Annotated in this window: 23 protein-coding genes and 1 riboswitch; of the genes, 14 read left to right on the top strand and 9 right to left on the bottom strand. The window is 61.0% G+C overall.

What is annotated here, in order from left to right; genetic code table 11:
• Positions 1-11: 11 nt before the first annotated feature.
• The 3 genes from CRX69_RS12165 to rpoE are packed head-to-tail and all read right to left on the bottom strand — an operon-like array spanning position 12 to position 2167.
• Entirely contained in the window at positions 12-959 is a 948-nt protein-coding gene (locus tag CRX69_RS12165) for a MucB/RseB C-terminal domain-containing protein (RefSeq protein ID WP_107322087.1), read from the bottom strand.
• A gap of 8 nt (positions 960-967) precedes the next feature.
• Positions 968-1555 carry a sigma-E factor negative regulatory protein gene (locus CRX69_RS12160; RefSeq protein ID WP_107322086.1) on the bottom strand — a complete coding sequence of 196 codons (588 nt, stop codon included), beginning with the start codon at positions 1553-1555 and terminating at the stop codon, positions 968-970.
• Between the two features lie 30 nt (positions 1556-1585).
• Entirely contained in the window at positions 1586-2167 is a 582-nt protein-coding gene (gene rpoE / locus CRX69_RS12155) for an RNA polymerase sigma factor RpoE/AlgU (protein ID WP_003172477.1), read from the bottom strand.
• A 555-nt stretch (positions 2168-2722) separates the two neighbouring features.
• Here rpoE and nadB point away from each other — a divergent pair.
• Positions 2723-4339: an L-aspartate oxidase gene (nadB, locus tag CRX69_RS12150; protein ID WP_107322085.1), complete on the top strand. Its 1617-nt coding sequence runs from the start codon at positions 2723-2725 to the stop codon at positions 4337-4339.
• On the opposite strand, the gene CRX69_RS12145 is transcribed toward nadB, so the two are convergent.
• Positions 4308-4760, bottom strand: a complete 453-nt coding sequence (locus CRX69_RS12145; protein ID WP_107322084.1) for a protein YgfX — start codon at positions 4758-4760, stop codon at positions 4308-4310. The two genes, nadB and CRX69_RS12145, sit on opposite strands and share 32 nt — an antisense overlap.
• Positions 4744-4998 (bottom strand): FAD assembly factor SdhE, encoded by a 255-nt coding sequence (locus CRX69_RS12140; protein WP_007930227.1) that lies wholly within the window; start codon positions 4996-4998, stop codon positions 4744-4746. Before CRX69_RS12140 ends, CRX69_RS12145 begins: the two co-directional genes overlap by 17 nt.
• Positions 4999-5147: 149 nt before the next feature.
• Here CRX69_RS12140 and ygfZ point away from each other — a divergent pair, with 149 nt between their 5' ends.
• Both ygfZ and CRX69_RS12130 read left to right on the top strand, forming a co-directional pair.
• Positions 5148-6089, top strand: a complete 942-nt coding sequence (gene ygfZ / locus CRX69_RS12135; RefSeq protein WP_076385965.1) for a CAF17-like 4Fe-4S cluster assembly/insertion protein YgfZ — start codon at positions 5148-5150, stop codon at positions 6087-6089.
• 36 nt (positions 6090-6125) lie between these two features.
• Complete coding sequence (locus CRX69_RS12130) at positions 6126-6947, top strand: HDOD domain-containing protein (RefSeq protein ID WP_047227976.1); 822 nt, start codon at positions 6126-6128, stop codon at positions 6945-6947.
• Between the two features lie 183 nt (positions 6948-7130).
• Here CRX69_RS12130 and CRX69_RS12125 read toward each other — a convergent pair whose 3' ends face one another.
• Together CRX69_RS12125 and CRX69_RS12120 are read right to left on the bottom strand one after the other, a co-directional pair.
• Positions 7131-8522 (bottom strand): sensor histidine kinase, encoded by a 1392-nt coding sequence (locus tag CRX69_RS12125; RefSeq protein ID WP_047227977.1) that lies wholly within the window; start codon positions 8520-8522, stop codon positions 7131-7133.
• A complete protein-coding gene (locus CRX69_RS12120) occupies positions 8515-9186 on the bottom strand; it encodes a response regulator (protein ID WP_047227978.1) in 672 nt (223 codons plus the stop codon). The genes CRX69_RS12125 and CRX69_RS12120 overlap by 8 nt, the downstream gene beginning before the upstream one ends.
• Before the next feature lie 235 nt (positions 9187-9421).
• On the opposite strand from CRX69_RS12120, the gene CRX69_RS28070 reads away from it, so the two are divergent.
• The 5 genes from CRX69_RS28070 (at position 9422) to CRX69_RS12100 (ending at position 13678) form a co-directional block, all read left to right on the top strand.
• On the top strand, positions 9422-9547 hold the full coding sequence (locus CRX69_RS28070; protein WP_256676726.1) for a hypothetical protein: 126 nt from the start codon (positions 9422-9424) through the stop codon (positions 9545-9547).
• Positions 9548-9638: 91 nt separating this feature from the next.
• Positions 9639-10616, top strand: a complete 978-nt coding sequence (locus CRX69_RS12115) for a Bug family tripartite tricarboxylate transporter substrate binding protein (protein WP_047227979.1) — start codon at positions 9639-9641, stop codon at positions 10614-10616.
• Between the two features lie 57 nt (positions 10617-10673).
• Positions 10674-11132 (top strand): tripartite tricarboxylate transporter TctB family protein, encoded by a 459-nt coding sequence (locus CRX69_RS12110; protein WP_047227980.1) that lies wholly within the window; start codon positions 10674-10676, stop codon positions 11130-11132.
• 1 nt (position 11133) lies between these two features.
• Positions 11134-12648: a tripartite tricarboxylate transporter permease gene (locus CRX69_RS12105; RefSeq protein ID WP_047227981.1), complete on the top strand. Its 1515-nt coding sequence runs from the start codon at positions 11134-11136 to the stop codon at positions 12646-12648.
• On the top strand, positions 12641-13678 hold the full coding sequence (locus CRX69_RS12100) for an AbrB family transcriptional regulator (protein WP_107322083.1): 1038 nt from the start codon (positions 12641-12643) through the stop codon (positions 13676-13678). Before CRX69_RS12105 ends, CRX69_RS12100 begins: the two co-directional genes overlap by 8 nt.
• Positions 13679-13789: 111 nt before the next feature.
• On the opposite strand, the gene ung is transcribed toward CRX69_RS12100, so the two are convergent.
• On the bottom strand, positions 13790-14482 hold the full coding sequence (gene ung, locus CRX69_RS12095) for a uracil-DNA glycosylase (protein ID WP_047227983.1): 693 nt from the start codon (positions 14480-14482) through the stop codon (positions 13790-13792).
• A 131-nt stretch (positions 14483-14613) separates the two neighbouring features.
• Here ung and CRX69_RS12090 point away from each other — a divergent pair, with 131 nt between their 5' ends.
• Positions 14614-15726 (top strand): enoyl-CoA hydratase/isomerase family protein, encoded by a 1113-nt coding sequence (locus tag CRX69_RS12090; RefSeq protein WP_107322082.1) that lies wholly within the window; start codon positions 14614-14616, stop codon positions 15724-15726.
• Between the two features lie 215 nt (positions 15727-15941).
• Here CRX69_RS12090 and CRX69_RS12085 read toward each other — a convergent pair whose 3' ends face one another.
• On the bottom strand, positions 15942-16346 hold the full coding sequence (locus tag CRX69_RS12085; protein WP_107322081.1) for a hypothetical protein: 405 nt from the start codon (positions 16344-16346) through the stop codon (positions 15942-15944).
• A gap of 305 nt (positions 16347-16651) precedes the next feature.
• A riboswitch (guanidine-I (ykkC/yxkD leader) is annotated at positions 16652-16753 on the top strand.
• A 60-nt stretch (positions 16754-16813) separates the two neighbouring features.
• Here CRX69_RS12085 and CRX69_RS12075 point away from each other — a divergent pair.
• Genes CRX69_RS12075 through CRX69_RS12055 form a run of 5 tightly spaced genes read left to right on the top strand, consistent with a single transcriptional unit; the run spans position 16814 to position 20888 of the window.
• Positions 16814-17881 (top strand): putative urea ABC transporter substrate-binding protein, encoded by a 1068-nt coding sequence (locus CRX69_RS12075; protein WP_107322080.1) that lies wholly within the window; start codon positions 16814-16816, stop codon positions 17879-17881.
• A gap of 15 nt (positions 17882-17896) precedes the next feature.
• Positions 17897-18712: an ABC transporter permease gene (locus CRX69_RS12070; RefSeq protein WP_047227986.1), complete on the top strand. Its 816-nt coding sequence runs from the start codon at positions 17897-17899 to the stop codon at positions 18710-18712.
• On the top strand, positions 18709-19497 hold the full coding sequence (locus CRX69_RS12065; protein ID WP_047227987.1) for an ABC transporter ATP-binding protein: 789 nt from the start codon (positions 18709-18711) through the stop codon (positions 19495-19497). The genes CRX69_RS12070 and CRX69_RS12065 overlap by 4 nt, the downstream gene beginning before the upstream one ends.
• A gap of 12 nt (positions 19498-19509) precedes the next feature.
• Positions 19510-20235: an urea amidolyase associated protein UAAP1 gene (locus CRX69_RS12060; RefSeq protein WP_107322079.1), complete on the top strand. Its 726-nt coding sequence runs from the start codon at positions 19510-19512 to the stop codon at positions 20233-20235.
• Between the two features lie 11 nt (positions 20236-20246).
• A complete protein-coding gene (locus CRX69_RS12055) occupies positions 20247-20888 on the top strand; it encodes an urea amidolyase associated protein UAAP2 (protein ID WP_107322078.1) in 642 nt (213 codons plus the stop codon).
• The last annotated feature ends 65 nt before the right edge of the window (positions 20889-20953 follow it).

Raw genomic sequence — 20953 nt, 5'->3', positions numbered from 1 at the left:
CACCCTGGCAGCTATTGAGTCGCCGTGGCATCGGAACGCATGGAGAGCGCGATCCGTTCCGCTGTGCCGATGGGAATTTCGCCGACCACCGTGACCATCATTTCGCCCTGGGGCGTCGTGAGTCGACGCGAAACAGCTGCTGTCGGGCCGAGCTGCGTACGCGTGTCGGTGACGGTCGCGCCGTTCAATGGTTCCAGAAACACCGAGAAACGAGCCAAGCCATCATCGTACATCAGGCTATTGACCTGAACGTTGGTTTCCGGATCCTTTCTCAGCGCACTGCTGGTAAGTTCGAAGCCCGGTGGAAGCCAGTCCGAACGCCATGCAGTTTTCGCCATGGCACTTTTAGCTGGGGTCTGCGCTACTACCTTGCATTCGGCAGTGGTTTGCAGATCAGCGTCGGACGGTGCCGTGATATTCAAGCGTGTGAACTGAAAACGCTCCAGCAACTGGCCCTTGTCATTGAGCAACAGAGACTTGAGCGGCAGGCCGGTCTCTCGGTCCAGATGCAGTTCGAAACCATAACGATGCTGGTCCTTGGGTGTCAGCGCCACAATCACCGCAGGGCGCCCGGCCACGCGCGACTTGCCAATGACGGCAAGATCATACCAATTCTTGAGTTTTTGCGGATCGAGCGCACGTGCCGTGCCTTCAGGCGTATTCCCCACCCCAGCAATCAAGGAGCCGCTTACGCATTGAGTACGTCCATCAATGCGCAGGACTTCCTGTGCCGACCCATCGAGCTGGAGTAGCCGCTCGCGGACTTTGCCATCCTGGACACGATGCCAGATGCTATGGGTAGAAAAACTACCATTACGCTCGTAAACGAAAGTGCCCTGGAAGCTTTGCTGTTGCTCGGCTTGACTCAAACGATTAAGCCAGTCCTGAGCCTCACCGGCATAAGCTGGGATAACGCACCAGCCACCCAGCAGAAGCGAAAAAAGAGGTATGGCGCGCATGGTCCTCCTTAGCGGTTTTCCAGACTGGCTGCACGGGCGTAAGGCAGTGCGCTTTCAGTACCTTTCAGGGCTGCTTCCTGGGCATGCTGACGCAGGTAGTTGGGCAGACGCTGATCATGCCAGCCTGGCTGGCCTTGCAGCACATCATTGGCCATTGGACCGGCGACTTCCGAGCTTTCGCTATAACCGGCCAACACTGCCGGGCCCTTGACCTGTGGAGCGGCCAAGCCAGGCTGATTGGACTGCTGGGCCATTTGCACACCGGCGATCTCATCCTGGTTGTAGAGGCGAACCCCGGCCAGCACGGCCACCGTAACCGAAGCGGCAACCGCAAGACGACCCAGGCTGCGCCAAGGGCTGCGGGAGGCTTTGGCCGGAACAGCTTCATCAGCCAGAGCAGCAGACACAGCCGCAGCGATGTCCAGACGCGGAAGCAGCAGGTCCTTGTGCATGACAGCCCGGGCGATCTGGTAACGAGCCCAGGTCTCACGGGTTTCAACATCGTCGAAGGCATTGAGTACCCGACGCAATTCCAATTCGTCCGCTTCGTTATCCATCACTGCGGACAGCGATTCCTGCAGGGCTTCACGACTCATGGCGTTCCTCTCTTGGCTGTCGCCGCTGTCTCAGTTTTCCTGCAACAAAGGTTGCAGGGCTTTATCGATGGCCTCCCGAGCGCGGAAAATCCGGGAGCGCACGGTACCCACCGGACACTGCATGACGCTGGCAATGTCCTCGTAACTCAGACCGTCGAATTCACGTAAAGTTAGAGCCGTACGCAAATCTTCGGGCAGTTGCTGGATGGTCCGATGGACAGTGCCTTCGATCTCATCCCGCAGCAACGCTCGTTCCGGTGATTCAAGATCCTTGAGGCCATGATCGCCATCATAGAACTCTGCATCTTCAGAACTCACATCGCTATCCGGCGGCCGGCGGCCGCGTGAAACCAGATAGTTTTTCGCCGTGTTAATGGCGATGCGGTAAAGCCACGTGTAAAACGCGCTGTCTCCGCGAAAATTACCAAGCGCACGGTAAGCCTTGATGAAGGCTTCCTGAGCAACATCCTGGGCTTCATGGGTGTCGTGCACAAAACGCACGATCAACCCGAGAATTTTGTGCTGGTATTTCAGCACTAGCAGATCGAAAGCTCGCTTGTCGCCGCGTTGAACGCGCTCGACCAGTTGCTGATCCTCTTCCTGGGTTAGCATGAACACTCCTCGATAAGCTCGAAGGAGGCTTGCATTACTAATCGACCGGGCTTGCAACCATAGACTCGGGCTTTTCGCAAAAGTTCTCCCCTCCAAGCAAGTTTCCGGCGCGCTCTGATCCGGCACGCACGAAAAACGCAGCACGAGATTCCCCGGCTGCGCGAATAATCTGTCGCCGGGCCTGTCGGCAAAGATTCAAATCCTAATCTTGCACCAACCCGACGCTGTTCCCTTTTGCAGACAACCGTCTATTGAACCCAGTCGCTCGGCAAAAGTTCCAACTATTTATAGCCTTGTGTGTGGAACATCGAGCAACCCTGACGAGATAAACAGCCTTTCATCCTCGAAACGGTCGCCTTGTCGCCCATCCACCAAAATCGTGATCCGACGAAGCGTCACGGTTGTGTCATTCTGGTTTCACATTGCCATGAATACGCCGCTATTGTGCCGATCCCCCTCTCTATATACTAGTGGGCTGCATGGCTGCCTGACCCCATTGAAACGGATGTCTTGCGCCAACCCCGACCCGGGTCGTTTTGAGCGGAAACCTTTCGAATGAGCCAACAGTTCCAACACGATGTTCTGGTAATCGGCAGCGGCGCCGCCGGATTGAGCCTGGCGTTGACACTGCCTGAGCATCTGCGCATCGCAGTACTGAGCAAAGGCGACCTGGCCAACGGTTCGACATTCTGGGCCCAGGGTGGCGTCGCGGCCGTGCTGGATGACACCGACACTATTGAATCGCATGTCGATGACACCCTCAATGCCGGGGGCGGCCTGTGCAATCCAGAAGCCGTGCGTTTCACCGTCGAGCACAGCAGGGAAGCCATACAGTGGCTGATCGACCAGGGCGTCCCCTTCACGCGTGACGAGCAATCCGGTACCGAAGACGGTGGTTTCGAGTTTCACCTGACCCGCGAGGGCGGTCACAGCCATCGGCGCATCATTCACGCTGCCGACGCCACCGGTGCGGCGATTTTCAAGACGTTGCTGGCCCAAGCCCGCCAGCGGCCCAATATCGAGCTTCTGGAGCAACGCGTCGCGGTCGATCTGATTACCGAAAAACGCTTGGGCCTAGACGGTGATCGGTGCCTGGGTGCCTACGTGCTCAACCGTGGCACCGGGGAGGTCGACACCTACGGCGCCCGCTTCGTGATCCTGGCCTCCGGCGGTGCCGCGAAAGTCTACCTTTACACCAGCAACCCCGACGGCGCATGCGGGGACGGCATTGCCATGGCCTGGCGTTCAGGCTGCCGGGTGGCGAACCTGGAATTCAATCAGTTCCACCCCACATGCCTCTACCACCCGCTGGCCAAGAGTTTCCTGATCACCGAGGCCCTGCGCGGCGAAGGTGCTCACCTGAAACTTCCTAACGGCGAGCGTTTCATGCAGCGCTTCGATTCCCGCGCCGAACTGGCGCCCCGGGATATCGTCGCCCGGGCCATCGACCACGAAATGAAGCGCCTGGGCATCGACTGCGTCTACCTGGACATCAGCCACAAGCCCGAAGCATTCATCAAGAGCCATTTCCCCACGGTGTACGAGCGTTGCCTGGAGTTTTCCATCGACATCACCAAGCAACCGATTCCGGTGGTGCCAGCGGCGCATTACACCTGCGGCGGGGTGATGGTCGACCAACAGGGGCGCACTGACGTACCGGGCCTGTATGCCATTGGCGAAACCAGCTTCACCGGCCTGCACGGCGCCAACCGCATGGCCAGCAACTCGTTGCTGGAATGTTTCGTCTACGCCCGCTCGGCGGCAGCGGACATTCTTGAGCAATTGCCGCAGATCGCCGCCCCATCCATCCTGCCCTCGTGGGACGCCAGCCAAGTCACCGACTCAGACGAAGATGTGATCATCGCTCACAACTGGGACGAACTGCGGCGCTTCATGTGGGACTACGTCGGCATCGTGCGCACCAACAAACGCCTGCAGAGGGCGCAGCATCGGGTGCGGCTGTTGCTGGATGAAATCGATGAGTTCTACAGCAACTACAAAGTTAGCCGCGACCTGATCGAGTTGCGCAACCTGGCCCAGGTCGCTGAACTGATGATCCGCTCAGCCATGGAACGCAAGGAAAGCCGCGGGTTGCACTACACGCTCGACTACCCGGGCCTGCTGCCCGAAGCGTTGGACACTATTCTGGTGCCGCCCACCTACGCCGGCTGAACTTGAGCCGAACCCGCAGGCGCCGATGCAGATCCGGCGCCAGCGCATCGCGGGGCACACACAGCGAGCGGACCCGCCACTCCCCCCGCAGGCGAAAACGCAGCACGATAATCATCGGCAATGCCAGGCTGTCAGGGCGCAATTGCACCGCCTGCCAGCCAGATGCCCTGTTCCACAGCTGCCAGCCATCGGCGTCACGACGCAACCGGCAAAAAGCCTGACGGTGGGTCAACAATAGATGCCGCGGTAGCGTCCAGGCACCATGGGCCAGGCACAGCAGCACGCCGAGGCTGATTAACCAGAACGGGACGGACAACAGCAACAACGAACCCAAGGCAAAGGCCTGGGCCAGGAGATAGGCCGCCAGCAGTTGCCCGGAAGCCTGCCAGCGGCATTCAAAGCGATTACTTGGGCTGGACACGGTCCAGAATCATCCGAACCATGCGCTGCAGCTCCGGGTCTTCGGATTCGCTGCGCTCCATGAACCAGCCGAACATGTCCTGATCCTCGCACTCGAGCAGACGCACGTAGCACGCACGGTCGACGTCGTTAAGGTGGGGATAAACTTCTTTCACGAACGGCACCAGCAACACGTCAAGCTCAAGCATGCCGCGGCGGCTGTGCCAGTAAAGGCGATTCAGTTCAACATCTTCGACCATGGAGCGCTCCTCAAATAGAGCGCAAGTATACAGGCCCCGCCGCGATGGAACAGACGGCTCGGGTCAGGCACCACCGATCCTTTGTGAACTACCCATTTCAAGGGCGCCCCCTTATGATGTCCACCAGACTTTTTACCCTGCGATGACCCATGGCTGATTCCGCTTTTTTCTGCACCCTGTCCCACGAAGGCGTTCTCGCGGTCCGCGGCGTGGACGCTGGCAAATTCCTGCAAGGCCAATTGACCTGCAACCTCAACTACCTGAGCGACAGCCGGGCCAGCCTCGGTGCCCGCTGTACCCAGAAGGGCCGGATGCAATCGAGTTTCCGCATCCTGCTCGAAGGCGATGGTGTACTGATGGCAATGGCCAGCGAATTGCTCGAACCGCAACTGGCGGACCTGAAAAAGTATGCCGTGTTCTCCAAATCCAGACTGACCGATGAAAGCACCGCCTGGGCTCGCTTCGGCCTGGAGAACGCCGACACGGCGCTCGCAGCCTTGGGCCTTGAGCTGCCGGCCGAGACCGACAGCGTCGTTCGTCATGATGGCCTGATTGCCATTCGCGTCTCTCCGAACCGCGCCGAACTTTGGGCGCCCGCCGAACAGGCCGACCCGCTGTCAGCCCGGCTGCGCGAACAGTTGACCGAGGGCGAGCTGAACCAGTGGCTGCTGGGTCAGATCCGCGCCGGGATCGGCCAGGTCATGCCGGCTACCCGCGAACTGTTCATTCCGCAGATGCTCAATCTGCAAGCCGTTGGCGGCGTGAGCTTCAAGAAAGGTTGCTACACCGGCCAGGAAATCGTCGCCCGCATGCAGTACCTGGGCAAACTCAAGCGGCGCCTGTATCGGCTGCAAATGGATGCCGGTGAACTGCCCGAGCCTGGCACCCCCTTATTTTCACCCACGCACGGCAGTTCTATCGGTGAAGTGGTGATGGCCGCTCACGCCGAACGAAACATTGAACTGCTGGCGGTGGTACAGGCCGAAGCTGCAGAAGATGACAATTTGCACCTCGGCGCGCTGGAAGGCCCGGGCCTGCAATTGCTCGACCTGCCTTACGAACTGGACCGCGACCGCGAAATCCAGCGCTGATCGCAGCATTTTGTCGTAATACCCTAGAGAAACGAAATGAGCGATTTGGCGGATAAGGTCCAACGGGATTTGGTGGAGGCCATCGATAACGATGACCTGGTTCTGCCAACATTACCGGAAGTGGCCCTGCAGATTCGCCGGGCCGCCGAAGACCCGGAAATCAGCGTCAGCAACCTGAGCAAGGTGATTGGTCGTGACACGGCGCTTTCGGCGCGCCTGATAAAAGTGGTCAACAGCCCACTGCTGCGTGCGACCCAGGAAGTCACTGACCTGCACACAGCCATCACCCGGCTGGGAGTCAACTACAGCAGCAACCTGGCCATCGGCCTGGTCATGGAGCAGATTTTCCATGCCCGTTCCGAAGTGGTGGAACAGAAGATGCGCGAAGTCTGGCGTAAAAGCCTGGAAATCGCCGGTGTCTGCTATGCGTTGTGCCGGATCTATACGCAACTCAAACCCGATCAGGCCGCGCTGGGTGGGCTGGTGCATCAGATCGGCGTACTGCCGATTCTCACCTACGCCGAAGACAACAATGAATTGCTGTCTGACCCGGTCAGTCTCAATCACGTCATCGAGACGATTCACCCGGTGCTGGGAGACAAGTTGCTCAGTGTTTGGGAGTTTCCAGAAAGACTGGTGAAGCTGCCGGGGCTGTATCTGGACTTCACCCGAGATTCGAAGCAACTCGATTACGTCGACCTGGTGCAGGTAGCTGCGTTGTATTGCTACAAGGACTCCGACCACCCCCTGGGCAGGATCGATGCCTTCGGGGTACCGGCCTTCAATAAGCTGGGCATCGACCCGGAAAACAAAGCCCGGTGCGCGGAGATCGAAGAAGCGCGGTCGATGTTTTATTAAGCAACCAGGCTCAAGCCCCCGAACTTGAGCTCAGGCACTGAACCTGTGCCGAGGGGATTTATCCCCGCTGGGGCGCGAAGCGGCCCCTGGCGTTCTGTCTGATACACCTAAATCGCCAGTTTGGGGCTGCTTCGCAGCCCAGCGGGGATAAATCCCCTCGCCACAATAGGGCTTGGCTCGGGTTCAATCTGAACCGGGGATAAAGCTCACCCTAACTTTCAAACCACCCTCCTGCCCATCATGCAGCGTGATTTGCGCCAGGTGCGCACGGCAGATTTCACCGACGATAGCCAACCCCAGACCCGAACCGGCCACTTGCTGATTGCGTCGATAGAAGCGCTCGAACACGCGGTCTCGCTCATGCGGCGGGATGCCCGGCCCGTCGTCCTCGACCTCAAGCACCGCAGGCGCTGTGACCCGCAGGATCACATTGCCGCCCGATGGGGTATGGGCCAGGGCGTTGTCCACCAGGTTGCTCAACAACTCGTTCAACAAGGTCGGCTCACCTCGCAGCCATACCGGTTCGTCGGCTTCCAAAGCCAACGCCACGCCACGGGCATGGGCCAACGGGGCCATGGCCATACCCAGCTCCCGTGCCAATTGGCTGAGATCAAGCAACTGCGCGCCGCCCTCGGCGATGGCCCGGGCACCATTTTCGACACGCGCCAGGGACAGCAACTGATTCGCCAGATGGGTCAACCGATCCGTGCCTTGGGCCGCGGTTTCCAGGGTTTCACGCCAGATTGCCGGCTCGCTGGCGCGTAGCCCCAGCTCGAGCCGGGCCTTCAGCGCAGCCAAAGGCGTGCGCAGTTCATGGGCGGCGTCGGCGATGAATTGCGCCTGACGCTCGAATTGCCCGCGAAGACGCTCGGTGAAATGGTTGAGGGCCCGCACCAGTGGCCAGAGTTCATGCTGGACCTCCACCAGGGGCAATGGCCGCAAATCATCCGGCTGACGCTCCTCCACCGCCGTGCGCAAGCGCTCCAGGGGGCGCAAGGCGGCACTGACGGCGAACCACACCATCAGCAGCGCGCCCACCGCCAGCATACCCAGGCGCAACAGTGTGTCGGCCATCAAGCCGCGGGCCATGCTGATCCGCGCCTCTTCGGTTTCCGCCACGCGAATCTCCGCCATGCCATTCATGTTCGGTTCACTCACCGCCTTGAGCAGGCTCACCACCCGCACATCCTGCCCCTGATAGCTGGCGTTATAAAAGCGCGCCAGGGCCGGGTAATCGTCGGTACGCGGCGTACCGGGCGGTGGACCTGGGAGATTTTCGTAGCCGGAAATCAGCTTCTGGTGGATGTCATTGACCTGGTAGTAAATACGCCCGGCGCTGTCGTAGGCAAAGGTATCCAGGGCCACGTAAGGCACATCCGCGCTGAGGCTGCCGTCGCGTTGCGACAGGCCGGCGGCGATGGTCCGGGCGGAGGCCAGCAGCGTGCGGTCGTAGGCCGTGTCCGCGGCTTCGCGACCGTTCCAATAGGCACTCAGGCCACTGGCGAGCATCAGTACCACCAACAGCAGTGCCAGGTTCCAGAGCAGTCGCCAACGTAAACTGTCGGGCTTATGCATCGCGGGTTTCCAGCAGGTAGCCGAGGCCACGGAATGTCACGATCGCCACGGCATGGCCGTCGAGTTTCTTGCGCAGGCGGTGGACGTAGATTTCGATGGCATCGGGGCTGGCCTCTTCGTCCAGGCCGAACACCTGGGCCGCAAGCTGCTCCTTGCTCATCACCCGCCCTGGCCGGGCGATCAACGCCTCCAGCACGGCCTGCTCGCGGGAAGTCAGGGTCAGCAATTCGTCGTCGAGGGTGAAGCGGCGGGTGTCCAGGTCATAAATCAACCCACCACAGCGCTGCTGGCGTTCGCCCCCCAATACGCTACGGCGCAACAGTGCCTTGACCCGAGCCTCCAGCTCCGTGAGCTCGAACGGCTTGGCCAGGTAATCGTCAGCACCCAGGTTCAGGCCATGAACCCGGTCCTTGACGTCGCTACGGGCAGTCAGCATCAACACCGGTAAGGTCTTGCCGCGGGCCCGCAGCCGGGCCAGCACCTCGAAACCGTCCATGCGTGGCAGCCCCACATCGAGAATCGCGACCGCGTACTCCTCGCTGCTCAAAGCCAGGTCAGCCGCCACCCCGTCGTGCAGCACATCCACGGTCAAACCGGTGCTCTTGAGCGCCTGGGCTACACTTTCGGCCAGCTGGAGATGGTCTTCGACGAGCAGGACACGCATTGGATTTCACCTCGATTCAGGGATGGTCGGCACCATTCTGTGGCGCGGAGTTTACAGCCGCATCCACCTCTGTGAAGCCAAAAACATCGTGAAAGCTTTTGAAAGGTTAGCGAAAGGTTGGCCGGTTACAGTCCTCCAACGGCAAGTTTCGACTGCCGGTCGCGAGGCACCTCGCGAACGAAAAACGCCCCGAAGCGTTTTCGCCAAATAAGAACAATAGAGCGGAGTATTCACCATGCTGTCCATACAGCCCCAGGCCCCGACGCCTGCTCGCCCTTCCCGCCTCAACCAGATCGCCTTCACTTGCGCCGCCGCTTTCGCCGGTCTTGCACCGTCGTCCCTGTGCGTCTATGCCACGTGACCTATCGCTCCTGATGGCCCGCTGTCGATTCCCGAAGGGTCCGACAACGGCAAATGTGCAACACACAACAACAACTCCTGTGGAGACAAAAATGAACCTATCACTGCGTAAAGTAGCCCTGGCCGCTGGTTGCCTGATGTTCGCCGGGCAGTTGCTCGCCGAACCCAAGCGTCCGGAATGCATCGCCCCGGCCGCGCCTGGCGGCGGTTTTGACCTGACGTGCAAATTGGCCCAAAGCGCCCTGGTGAACGAAAAACTGCTGACCAAACCGATGCGCGTGACCTACATGCCCGGCGGCGTCGGTGCAGTGGCCTACAACGCAGTGGTCGCGCAGCGCCCGGCCGACGCCGGCACGCTGGTGGCCTGGTCCAGTGGCTCGTTGCTGAACCTGGCCCAAGGCAAATTCGGGCGTTTCGACGAAAACGCCGTTCGCTGGTTGGCAGCCGTTGGCACCAGCTATGGCGCCATCGCGGTCAAGAGCGATTCGCCCTACAAGAACCTCGATGATCTGGTACAGGCACTGAAGAAAGATCCAGGCTCCGTGGTCATCGGTTCCGGCGGCACCGTGGGCAGCCAGGACTGGATGCAAACCGCGCTGATCGCCAAGGCCGCCGGTATCGACCCGCGCAAACTGCGCTACGTGGCGCTCGAAGGCGGTGGCGAGATCGCAACGGCACTGCTGGGCGGCCATATTCAGGTAGGCAGTACGGACATCTCCGACTCCATGCCACACATCCAGAGCGGCGACATGCGCCTGCTGGCGGTGTTCGCCGAGAAGCGCCTGGATGAGCCGGAAATGAAAGACATCCCGACCGCCCGTGAACAAGGCTACGAGATCGTCTGGCCAGTGGTTCGTGGCTTCTACCTCGGGCCGAAGGTCAGTGATGAAGACTACGCCTGGTGGAAAAATGCATTCGACAAGCTGCTGGCTTCCGAAGACTTCGCCAAGCTGCGTGACCAGCGCGAACTGTTTCCGTTCGCCATGACCGGTCCGGAACTGGACACCTACGTGAAGAAGCAAGTGGCCGACTACAAGATGCTGGCCAAAGAGTTTGGCCTGGTCCAGTAATCGCCTCTGTTCTCGCGGCGGCGCCTGCATCACTGCGGCGCCGCCCAGGAGTTAGTCATGCTCATCCAACGTATTTTCGCTTCAGTGCTGCTGCTGGTTTGCGTCGGCCTCGCGCTGATGGCCTGGCCCTACCAGGCAGCCTTTTCCTATGAACCGGTCGGGCCGCGCGCCTTCCCCTTGCTGATGATCGGGCTGCTGAGCCTGGCCCTGCTTTATATGGTGTTTCGTCCGACGCCCATCGTGCACAGCGACGAAGATCCGCAACTGGATCGCGAGACCCTGCAGAAAATCGGCATCTGCGTAGTGCTGCTGCTGATATTCGCCGGGACCTTCGAACCCCTGGGTTTCATCCTCGCCAGCATTTTGGTCGGGGTTCCGATGGCGCGCCTGTATGGCGGTCGTTGGGTGCCGAGCGTGGTGATCATCAGCCTGATGGCCATCGGTCTCTATCTGTTGTTCGACAAGCTGATGGACGTGCCGCTGCCCCTGGGCCTGCTCGACGTCCTGGAGAATTGATATGGATACCCTGAATTATCTCGGCCAGGGTTTTGGCGTTGCACTGACCCCCTACAACCTCGTTACCGCCCTGAGCGGCACCCTGATCGGCACCGTGGTCGGCCTGCTGCCGGGCCTGGGCCCGATCAATGGCGTGGCGTTGCTGATCCCGATTGCATTCGCCCTCGGTCTGCCACCGGAGTCGGCCCTGATCCTGCTGGCGGCCGTATACCTGGGTTGCGAATACGGCGGACGAATCAGCTCGATCCTGCTCAACATCCCGGGTGAAGCCTCCACCGTCATGACCACCCTGGACGGTTACCCGATGGCCCGCAAAGGCATGGCCGGCGTCGCCCTTTCGCTGTCGGCGTGGAGTTCGTTCCTCGGTGCATTCATTGCCACTTGCGGGATGGTGCTGTTCGCCCCGCTGCTGGCCAAATGGGCGATTGCCTTCGGACCGGCGGAATATTTCGTGCTGATGGTGTTCGCCATTGTCTGTCTCGGCGGCATGGCCGGAGACCGCCCGCTCAAGACCTTCATCGCGGCGCTGATCGGGCTGTTCCTGTCCTGCGTCGGGATTGACGCCAACAGCGGCGTCTACCGTTTCACCGGGGACAATATCCATTTGACCGACGGCATCCAGTTCGTCGTGCTGGTGCTGGGCCTGTTCTCCATCAGTGAAATTCTGTTGCTGCTGGAAAAGACCCATCGCGGCCAGGAAGCGGTGAAAGCCACCGGGCGGATGATGTTCAACGTCAAGGAAGCGGCGTCGGTGTTCTGGGTGAACATGCGATGCGGCGTGCTTGGCTTCATCATGGGCGTGTTGCCAGGTGCCGGTGCGACGCTGGCCAGTGCCGTGGCGTACATGACGGAAAAACGCATCGCCGGTGCAAGCGGTACGTTCGGCCAAGGTGACAAGCGTGGCCTCGCCGCCCCGGAAACCGCCATCGGCGGCGCCGCCTGCGGTGCGTTGGTGCCGATGCTGACCCTGGGTGTTCCGGGTTCCGGCACCACGGCGGTGATGATCGGCGCGCTGTCGCTGTACAACATCACTCCAGGTCCACTGCTGTTCCAGCAACAACCTGACATCGTCTGGGGTCTGATCGCTTCGTTGTTCGTCGCCAACATCATGCTGGTGATCCTCAACATCCCGATGATCCGCGTCTTCACCCGTATCCTGGCCGTGCCGAACTGGGCATTGGTACCGGTCATCGCGATCATCACCGGGATCGGCGTCTACGCGGTGCACGCCACCACGTTCGACCTGTTCCTGATGATCGGTATCGGCATCTTCGGTTACATCCTGCGCAAGCTGGACTTCCCGTTGTCGCCGGTCCTGTTGGGCTTCATCCTCGGTGGCCTGATGGAACAGAACCTGCGTCGTGCGCTGTCGATTTCCAACGGGGCGCTGGAAATCCTCTGGTCGAGCCCGATCACCCTGGGTTGCTGGGTATTGACCGTCATCATGCTGCTGATGCCATTGCTGCGGATCTGGCGCCGTCGCTCGGCTCAACGTCGCGCCCTGGCCAATGTCTAAAGCAACACTCAGACAATGGTGGGGAACACCGCTGGTCGGTCTGGCCGGCGGTTATCTGGCCAGCCTGATCGGCTGGCCTTTGCCCTGGATGGTTGGCTCGTTACTGGCGATCATCCTGGTGCGCTGCCTCACACCGTGGCAACTGATGGAAATCCCTGGCGGCCGTAAATGCGGCCAGTGGGTGGTCGGCATCGGTATCGGCCTGCACTTCACCCCGGTGGTGATGGAGCAGGTGCTGAGCCATTTTGTCCTGATCTTCTTCGGCGCGCTGATCACCAGCGTGTCCAGCGTGGTGAGTGTGTGGCTGATGCGCCGCACTGGCGAAGACCGCGCCACCGCTTTCTTCTCCAGCATGCCGGGCGGTTCCGGCGAGATGGTCAACCTCGGTGCCCGCAATGGCGCCGACCTGAGCCGCGTCGCTGCCGGCCAGAGCCTGCGGGTACTGGTGGTGGTGCTGTGCGTACCGGCCGCTTTCAAATACTTGCTCGGCGAAGGCGCCCCGGTGCAGCACGCTGCCACGGTGGATTGGCTGTGGCTGGCGCTGCTGTTCCCGGCAGGCGCCCTGCTCGCCTGGGGCTGGGAGCGTTTGCGCCAACCCAACCCGTGGCTGTTCGGACCGTTGCTGGTGAGTGCGGCGGTGAGCATCGGCTGGGATCTGCACATCGGCCTGCCCGACGGCGGCAGCCAGATCGGCCAGTGGCTGATCGGCAGCGGATTGGGTTGTCATTTCAACCGGCAGTTCTTCCGCCGCGCGCCGTCGTTCATGGGACGTACGCTGATCGGCACGGTGTTGACGATGCTGATCGCAACCCTCGCGGCCCTGGGCCTGAGCACGCTGACCCACCTGGACTTGCGGTCACTGACCTTGGGCATGATGCCCGGCGGTATTGCGGAAATGAGCCTGACGGCGGAGACGCTGCAACTGTCGGTACCGCTGGTGACGGCGTTGCAGGTGATGCGGCTGCTGTTTGTGCTGTTTCTGGCGGAGCCGTTGTTCAGGTATTGGATTCGCAAGCCGGGTTCGGTCTGATCGTCCGCGGCGCCTTCATCGCGAGCAGGCTCGCTCCCACAGAATATTGCGGCGTACACAAATCAGTGTGGGAGCGAGCCTGCTCGCGATGGGGCACGTCAGCTGGGCGCATTAAACCGGCGGCAACCGCCAATCAATCGGCGCTTCGCCCTGTTGCTCAAGAAACTTGTTGGCCCGACTGAAATGCCCGCACCCCAGGAAACCGCGGTAAGCCGACAGCGGCGACGGGTGGACGGAGGTCAGCACCAAGTGTTTGGTGGCATCGATCAGCTTCTGCTTGCCTTGGGCATGAGCGCCCCACAGTAGAAAGACCAAATGCGGCTGGTGCTCACTGACCACTTCAATGACCCGATCAGTAAAGTGCTGCCATCCCTTGCCTGCGTGGGAGTTGGCATTGGCACGCTCCACGGTCATGGTGGTGTTGAGCAGCAACACCCCCTGGTCGGCCCAACTTTGCAGGTAGCCGTGATTCGGGATGTCGATATTCAGATCGCGTTTCAATTCCTTGTAGATGTTCACCAGCGAGGGCGGCGCCGGCACGCCCGGCTGCACTGAAAAGCACAAACCATGAGCCTGGCCTGGGCCGTGATAAGGGTCCTGGCCGAGGATCACGACCTTGACCTTGTCCAGCGGCGTGGAGTTGAGGGCATTGAAAATCAACGATGCCGGTGGGTAAATTTCCTTGCCGGCGGCGTACTCCCGACGCAGAAATTCACGCAACTCTGCCATATAGGGCTGGTCGAACTCGGCACGCAGGGCTTGCTTCCAGCTCGGTTCGAGTTTGATACGGTCGTCAGCAGTCATAGTTGCACCCGGTAAAAACAATGGGCGCACCCTAGGAAAGCCTACATGGCTTGTCAATTGATCTGACGCAGAACCGGCACTTTCCTACGCAGCGGTCATACTGATCATTCAAATTTCTGATCGAGGTCACGATGAATCTGCACTTCGAAGAACTCACTGGCATCAATGGCGCCCGTATCGGCATCGCCACCCTGGATGCTGAAAAATCCTTGAATGCCCTCTCCTTGCCGATGATCAACGCCCTGCGCGATCGTCTCGACGCCTGGGCCAGAGAACCGCAAATCGTCTGTGTATTGTTGCGCGGCAACGGCGCCAAGGCGTTTTGCGCCGGCGGCGAAGTGCGCAGCCTGGTAGAGGCCTGCCGCGCTCAACCAGGTGAAGTACCGCCCTTGGCGGCGCAATTTTTTGCCGCGGAGTACCGACTGGACTTCAACCTGCACACTTTTCCCAAACCCTTGGTGTGCTGGGGCCATGGCTACGTGCTTGGCGGCGGCATGGGGCTGTTGCAAGGCGCGAATATTCGGATCGTCACACCGAGCACGCGCCTGGCGATGCCGGAAATCAGCATCGGCCTGTACCCGGATGTCGGCGCCAGTTGGTTCCTGTCGCGGCTGCCCGGCAAGCTTGGCCTGTTCCTGGGCCTGACGGGCGCCCATATGAATGCCCGGGACGCCATTGACCTGGGTCTGGCCGACCGTTTCCTGTTGGATGAACAACAGGACGATCTGATCGAAGGCCTGCTGCAACTCAATTGGCAGGAACAGACGCCCATGCAGCTCAACAGCTTGCTCAAGGCCTTGCAACAGGAAGCCGTCGCCCAGTTGCCCGAGGCGCAATGGCTACCGCGTCGGCAGAAAATCGACGAATGGCTGGATGTCAGCGATGTGCGCTGCGCCTGGAAAGCCCTCAGCCTGCTGGTGGACCATTCAGACCCATTGATCGCCCGGGCGGCCAAGACCATGACCGAAGGCTGCCCGCTGACTGCTCATCTGGTCTGGGAACAGATCGCCCGAGCCCGGCATTTGTCATTGGCAAGTGTGTTGCGCATGGAATACACCTTGAGCCTCAACTGCTGCCGACACCCTGAATTCAGCGAGGGCGTGCGGGCGCGGCTGATCGACAAAGACCACAAGCCCCGCTGGCACTGGCCGGACATCAACCATGTCCCCGCAGCAGCGGTCGAGGCGCATTTTCACAAGGCCTGGGAAGGGCGGCATCCGCTGGCGGATTTGTCTAACGAGTAAAGAACCTGGGTGGCACACCCGTGAGAGTGACATTCTGTGAGAGTGACATTCTGTGAGAGCAAAGCTTGCTCGCGATAGCGATATGCCAGTCACCGGGAAGCTAACTGATCCCCTGTCATCGCGAGCAAGCTTTGCTCCCACAAGCGTTATCCCATCGGGTTTGTTACAGGCACAAAAAAGCGGCGCTCAATGCGCCGCTTTTTGCTGCCGATGAATCAGCGGTGGTTACGCCGTCCATCATGATCACCGCGTCCCCGATGATCCCGTCCGCCTCGACCACGACGGTCGTCATTCCAGCCGCCCCGGTTATGGCCGTCCCAGCCGCCCCGGTGTGGATGAGACCGGTATGCCGTGCGCGGTGGCGAGTAATAGCGTGGACCGTGTTGGTAGTAGCGCGGCGCCGAGTAATAGCGTGGTGCCGGTTGGTAATAACGCGGTGCCGAGTAATACCGCGGTGCGTAATAGCCGCGTGGTGCCGAGTAGTAGCTCCCGCCACCGTAATAGACCGGCGCCGGTGAGGTGTAGACCTCGGAACGGTAGTAGCTTGAGCCTCCGTCGTAAGGAACACATGCCGAAAGTGTCAAACCCAGAAACGCAATGAGCAGAAGTCGTCGATACATGGCGGCCTCCTGGACCGCTAATGAGCCACATCAGCGACGCTGGCGGGCGGCAGTCATCTATTGGGTGACTGACGATTAATCTGACAGCGAAATCCGAATCTGGTGCGCCCCGGCAATAAGTTGAAACATGTGCTCCGCGCCTCATCCCGGTGCAGCAAAGCACCACAACCATGCACAAACCCACTGGCGACGCCGCGCTGATCTCTCCCCACCCGCTTCGGACCGGGCCTTTACGCTACTTGGCACGGCTCTCGCTTTAACAAACTCCGTGCAGGAGTCATCACAGGTTCGCGGCACCACAATTTGCAATGGCTGACTAGGGTTCCGGCTCGCCTCTGGCGAGTGGCTGGTCCGAGAGTTGGCGACCTCCAGTTGAGGTTACACGGCGGGACAAAAGCCCGGGAGACAAGCCACCGTTCGCGGTGCCGCGTTGCTCCTGTCCGCCCTTGATCAACTGGAGAACCACCATGCTCAAGCTTCGTCTTTGCGCCCTGCTCCTCGCTACGTTCTCGGCCCTCGTAAGCCCCTCGTCCCCTGCCGCGCAAAAAGACCATTTCAGCGTCTGCTGGACCATTTACGCCGGATGGATGCCCTGGGAGTACGCCGGCAGCCAAGGCATTGTCGATAAATGGGCGAAAAAATACGGCATCACCATCGATGTCGTGCAGCTCAACGACTACGTCGAATCCATCAACCAATACACCGCCGGTCAGTTCGACGGCTGCACCATGACCAACATGGACGCCCTGACCATTCCCGCCGCCGGCGGCGTGGACAGCACCGCGCTGATCGTCAGCGATTTTTCCAACGGCAATGACGGCATCGTGCTCAAGGGTGACGGCAAGAAAGTCACCGACCTCAAGGGCATGGACGTCAACCTGGTGGAGCTGTCGGTCTCCCATTACCTGCTGGCCCGCGCCCTGGACTCGGTCGGTCTGACCGAGAAAGACCTGAAAGTCGTCAACACCTCCGATGCCGATATCTCCGCGGCCTTCAATACCGACCAGGTCAAGGCCGTCACCACCTGGAACCCGATGCTCTCGGACATCAAGGCCCAGCCCGGCGTGAGCGAGGTGTTCAATTCCAGCCAGATCCCGGGGGAGATCATGGACATGATGGTGGTCAACACCCAGACCCTGCAGGACAACCCGGCCCTGGGCAAAGCATTGACCGGTGCCTGGTTTGAAGTGGTGGCGCTGATGGATGCAAAAAACGCAGCCAGCAAGACCGCACTCGAACACATGGCCAAAGCCTCGGGCACCGATCTGGCCGGATTCCAGTCGCAACTGGACACCACCAAGCTGTTCGCCACGCCCAAGGAGGCCTTGAGCTTCGCCACCAGCAAGCAACTGCCCGCCACCATGCGCAAGGTCGCCGAGTTTTCGTTCCAGCACGGTTTGCTCGGCGAAGGCGCCAAGGACACCAACGCAGTCGGCATGACGTTTGCCAATGGCGTGACCAGCGGCGACAAGGCCAACCTCAAGCTGCGCTTTGACCCGACCTACGTGCAGCTGGCCGCCGACGCCAAGCTGTAAACCGGAGGAGCTGGCATGCGCCTGATCAACCGCTATCCGGATCGTCCCAGCCGCCTGTTGTTGGTGATCCTGCCCTTCGCGCTGGTGCTGTTCGCCTACTTTATGGGCTCGGCCGAACGGTTGACGGACAACCCCAACGACAAGCTGCTGCCCAGCGCGGTGCAGATGGCCGATGCGGTCAAACGCCTGGCCTTCACCGCTGACGTGCGCAGTGGCGATTACCTGCTCTGGCAAGACACCGCATCGAGCCTGCGCAGACTGGCAATCGGCCTGGGCATCAGCGCCTTGGCCGGCCTGTGCCTGGGCATCGCCGCCGGCACGCTGCCGCTGTTCGGCGCGCCGCTGTCGCCGTTGCTCACCGTGCTGTCGATGGTGCCTCCCTTGGCGATCCTGCCCATTCTGTTCATCGTCTTCGGTCTGGGAGAATTGTCGAAAGTGATGCTGATCGTCATTGGCATCACCCCGTGTCTGGCCCGGGACCTGGAACAGCGCGCCCGGGAAATTCCGCCCGAGCTGCTGATCAAGGCCCAGACCCTCGGCGCTTCGACCTGGACCCTGATGCTGCGGGTGGTGCTGCCGCAATTGCTGCCACGCCTGTTGATTTCCCTGCGGCTGATGCTCGGTTCGGCCTGGCTGTTTCTGATCGCCGCCGAAGCCATCGCCTCCACCGATGGGCTGGGCTATCGGATTTTCCTGGTGCGCCGGTACCTGGCGATGGATGTGATCTTGCCGTACGTGGTGTGGATCACCTTGCTCGCCTGGCTGATGGACTGGGGTCTCAAGCACCTGACCCGGCGAGCGTTCCCCTGGTATGAGGGGGCGAAGGCATGAGTTTCATCAAGGTCAATAACGTCTGGCAGCAGTACGCCGATCAGGTGGTGCTCGAACGCTTGAACCTGAGCGTCGCCGAAGGCGAGTTCTGCACGCTGGTGGGGGCGTCGGGTTGTGGCAAATCAACCTTTCTGCGGCTGCTCTTGGGCCAGGAGCGCGCCAGTCGCGGGCAGATTCTGCTGGACGGTGAGCCTCTGGCTGGTGAGCCGGATGCCAGCCGTGGTGTGGTGTTCCAGCGTTACTCAGTGTTCCCGCACCTGACGGTGCTGAACAACGTTGCCCTGGGCCTGGAACTGCCACGCTCGCCGCTGCTGGGGCGCCTGTTCGGCAGCGCCAAACGCCAGGCCCGTGAAGAGGCCGCGCATCTGCTGAACAAGGTCGGCCTCGGCCATGCACTGGACAAATACCCGGCGCAGTTGTCCGGGGGCATGCAGCAGCGGCTGGCCATCGCCCAGGCGCTGATCATGAAACCCCGTGTCTTGCTGCTGGACGAACCCTTCGGCGCACTCGATCCCGGCATTCGCAAAGACATGCACGCCCTGTTGCTGGAGCTGTGGCGCGAAACCCGCTTGACGGTGTTCATGGTCACCCATGACCTGTCCGAAGGATTCAGCCTCGGCACCCGCCTGCTGGTGTTCGACAAGGTTCGCGTCGATCCCCATGCCCCCGGCGCCTATGGCGCGCGCATCACCTACGACATTCCACTGAACAGCGACCGCCGCACCGCCCGTGCCGCCGTCGACGCCCTGCCCGCCGAACTGGCCGGCGCATTGCGTATCGCTTGAAAGGAGTTTCCCATGACCGATTCAACCCAATTGTTTCCTCCCTTCGCCGAAGAACTGCTGCCTGGTGGCGGCCACCGTTCCTTCGTGCTCAAGCGCGGTCAACTGCTGCGCCTGACCGATCTGCGCGGCGGAGCCAACGTGAGCCTGACGCTGCTCAATGCCAATGAGAAAACCGAGCGCCTGAACCTGCCCGACAGCCTCAAATGCCAACACACCGCCAAACTCACCACCGGCCATTGCCTGTACTCGGACATGGGCCGGGTGCTGGCGGCGATCACCGCCGACACGTGCGGCTGGAGCGATAGCCTAGGCGGTGTGCTCTGCGCCGAGGAAGTGGCTGAAAAATACGGCCAGGGCCGCTATCAGGAACTGCGTAACGGGTTCTTCCGCAACGGCACCGACAACCTGTTGGTGGAGCTGGGCAAATGGGGGTTGGGCCTGTCCGACCTGCTGATGACCCTCAACCTGTTCAGCCGGGTCGATGTCGACGAGGCCGGCAACTTTCACTTCGTTGAAGGCCATTCCAAGGCCGGCGATTACATCGAGCTCTACGCACCGATGGACACCCTGGTGGTACTGACTGCGCTGCAACACCCGATGGACCCGAACCCCCAATACGCTCCGCAACCGCTCAAGCTCAGCTGGATGAACGCCGAGCCCAGCGTGGCCGAGCACTGCCGCAACTCGCGCCCGGAAAACCAGCGCGGCTTCATCAACACCGACCGCCTGTTCGCCTGAGGATCGCTGCCATGTCACTTGCCATCGCCACCCTGCAAAAGCAGCCCGACGCCGCTATCTACCGCGCCACCATTCCCGCCGGGGAACCCTGGCTGGTGGAGGTCAAGGCCGGCCAGACCCTGCGCATCCTCGACCTGGAAGGCAACCAGGCGGTCGATACGCTGTTCTACAGCCTGGCCAATCCCAAGGAACGCTACGACGTGCAGCGCACCCTGCGCCGGCAGAACAGCGTGTACCTGAGCACCGGCAGCGTGCTGTATTCCAACCTCGGCCGGCCCATGCTGACCATCGTTGAAGACACCTGCGGGCGCCACGACACCCTCGGTGGCGCCTGCGCCCAGGAAAGCAACACCGTGCGCTACGCCCTGGAAAAACGCTACATGCACAGCTGCCGCGACAACTACCTGCGGGCCTGCGCCCACGACGGTCGTCTGGGCAAGGGCGACATCGGACCGAACATCAACTTCTTCATGAACGTGCCGGTCACCGCCGACGGCGGCCTGACGTTCGAGGATGGGATTTCGGCGCCCGGCAAATACGTCGACCTGCGGGCCGAGATGGACGTGATCGTCCTGATCTCCAACTGCCCGCAACTGAACAACCCGTGCAACGCCTACAACCCCACGCCAGCGGAGCTTTTGATATGGAACTGAAACTCACCCGCCTGCGCCGCTGGCTGTTTGCGTTGTGCCAGAGCCGGTCGGGGCAGTGCATCAAA

Origin of the sequence: Pseudomonas rhizophila, from assembly GCF_003033885.1 — a bacterium.
Lineage (GTDB): Bacteria > Pseudomonadota > Gammaproteobacteria > Pseudomonadales > Pseudomonadaceae > Aquipseudomonas > Aquipseudomonas rhizophila.
This window is presented reverse-complemented; position numbering and strand designations above follow the sequence as displayed.

Bases quoted from the DNA above. Each gene is read 5' to 3' on its own strand.
- CRX69_RS12165 (WP_107322087.1), bottom strand. From the start codon at position 959: ATGCGCGCCATACCTCTTTTTTCGCTTCTGCTGGGTGGCTGGTGCGTT.
- CRX69_RS12160 (WP_107322086.1), bottom strand. From the start codon at position 1,555: ATGAGTCGTGAAGCCCTGCAGGAATCGCTGTCCGCAGTGATGGATAAC.
- rpoE (WP_003172477.1), bottom strand. From the start codon at position 2,167: ATGCTAACCCAGGAAGAGGATCAGCAACTGGTCGAGCGCGTTCAACGC.
- nadB (WP_107322085.1), top strand. From the start codon at position 2,723: ATGAGCCAACAGTTCCAACACGATGTTCTGGTAATCGGCAGCGGCGCC.
- CRX69_RS12140 (WP_007930227.1), bottom strand. From the start codon at position 4,998: ATGGTCGAAGATGTTGAACTGAATCGCCTTTACTGGCACAGCCGCCGC.
- ygfZ (WP_076385965.1), top strand. From the start codon at position 5,148: ATGGCTGATTCCGCTTTTTTCTGCACCCTGTCCCACGAAGGCGTTCTC.
- CRX69_RS12130 (WP_047227976.1), top strand. From the start codon at position 6,126: ATGAGCGATTTGGCGGATAAGGTCCAACGGGATTTGGTGGAGGCCATC.
- CRX69_RS12125 (WP_047227977.1), bottom strand. From the start codon at position 8,522: ATGCATAAGCCCGACAGTTTACGTTGGCGACTGCTCTGGAACCTGGCA.
- CRX69_RS12120 (WP_047227978.1), bottom strand. From the start codon at position 9,186: ATGCGTGTCCTGCTCGTCGAAGACCATCTCCAGCTGGCCGAAAGTGTA.
- CRX69_RS28070 (WP_256676726.1), top strand. From the start codon at position 9,422: ATGCTGTCCATACAGCCCCAGGCCCCGACGCCTGCTCGCCCTTCCCGC.
- CRX69_RS12115 (WP_047227979.1), top strand. From the start codon at position 9,639: ATGAACCTATCACTGCGTAAAGTAGCCCTGGCCGCTGGTTGCCTGATG.
- CRX69_RS12110 (WP_047227980.1), top strand. From the start codon at position 10,674: ATGCTCATCCAACGTATTTTCGCTTCAGTGCTGCTGCTGGTTTGCGTC.
- CRX69_RS12105 (WP_047227981.1), top strand. From the start codon at position 11,134: ATGGATACCCTGAATTATCTCGGCCAGGGTTTTGGCGTTGCACTGACC.
- CRX69_RS12100 (WP_107322083.1), top strand. From the start codon at position 12,641: ATGTCTAAAGCAACACTCAGACAATGGTGGGGAACACCGCTGGTCGGT.
- ung (WP_047227983.1), bottom strand. From the start codon at position 14,482: ATGACTGCTGACGACCGTATCAAACTCGAACCGAGCTGGAAGCAAGCC.
- CRX69_RS12090 (WP_107322082.1), top strand. From the start codon at position 14,614: ATGAATCTGCACTTCGAAGAACTCACTGGCATCAATGGCGCCCGTATC.
- CRX69_RS12085 (WP_107322081.1), bottom strand. From the start codon at position 16,346: ATGTATCGACGACTTCTGCTCATTGCGTTTCTGGGTTTGACACTTTCG.
- CRX69_RS12075 (WP_107322080.1), top strand. From the start codon at position 16,814: ATGCTCAAGCTTCGTCTTTGCGCCCTGCTCCTCGCTACGTTCTCGGCC.
- CRX69_RS12070 (WP_047227986.1), top strand. From the start codon at position 17,897: ATGCGCCTGATCAACCGCTATCCGGATCGTCCCAGCCGCCTGTTGTTG.
- CRX69_RS12065 (WP_047227987.1), top strand. From the start codon at position 18,709: ATGAGTTTCATCAAGGTCAATAACGTCTGGCAGCAGTACGCCGATCAG.
- CRX69_RS12060 (WP_107322079.1), top strand. From the start codon at position 19,510: ATGACCGATTCAACCCAATTGTTTCCTCCCTTCGCCGAAGAACTGCTG.
- CRX69_RS12055 (WP_107322078.1), top strand. From the start codon at position 20,247: ATGTCACTTGCCATCGCCACCCTGCAAAAGCAGCCCGACGCCGCTATC.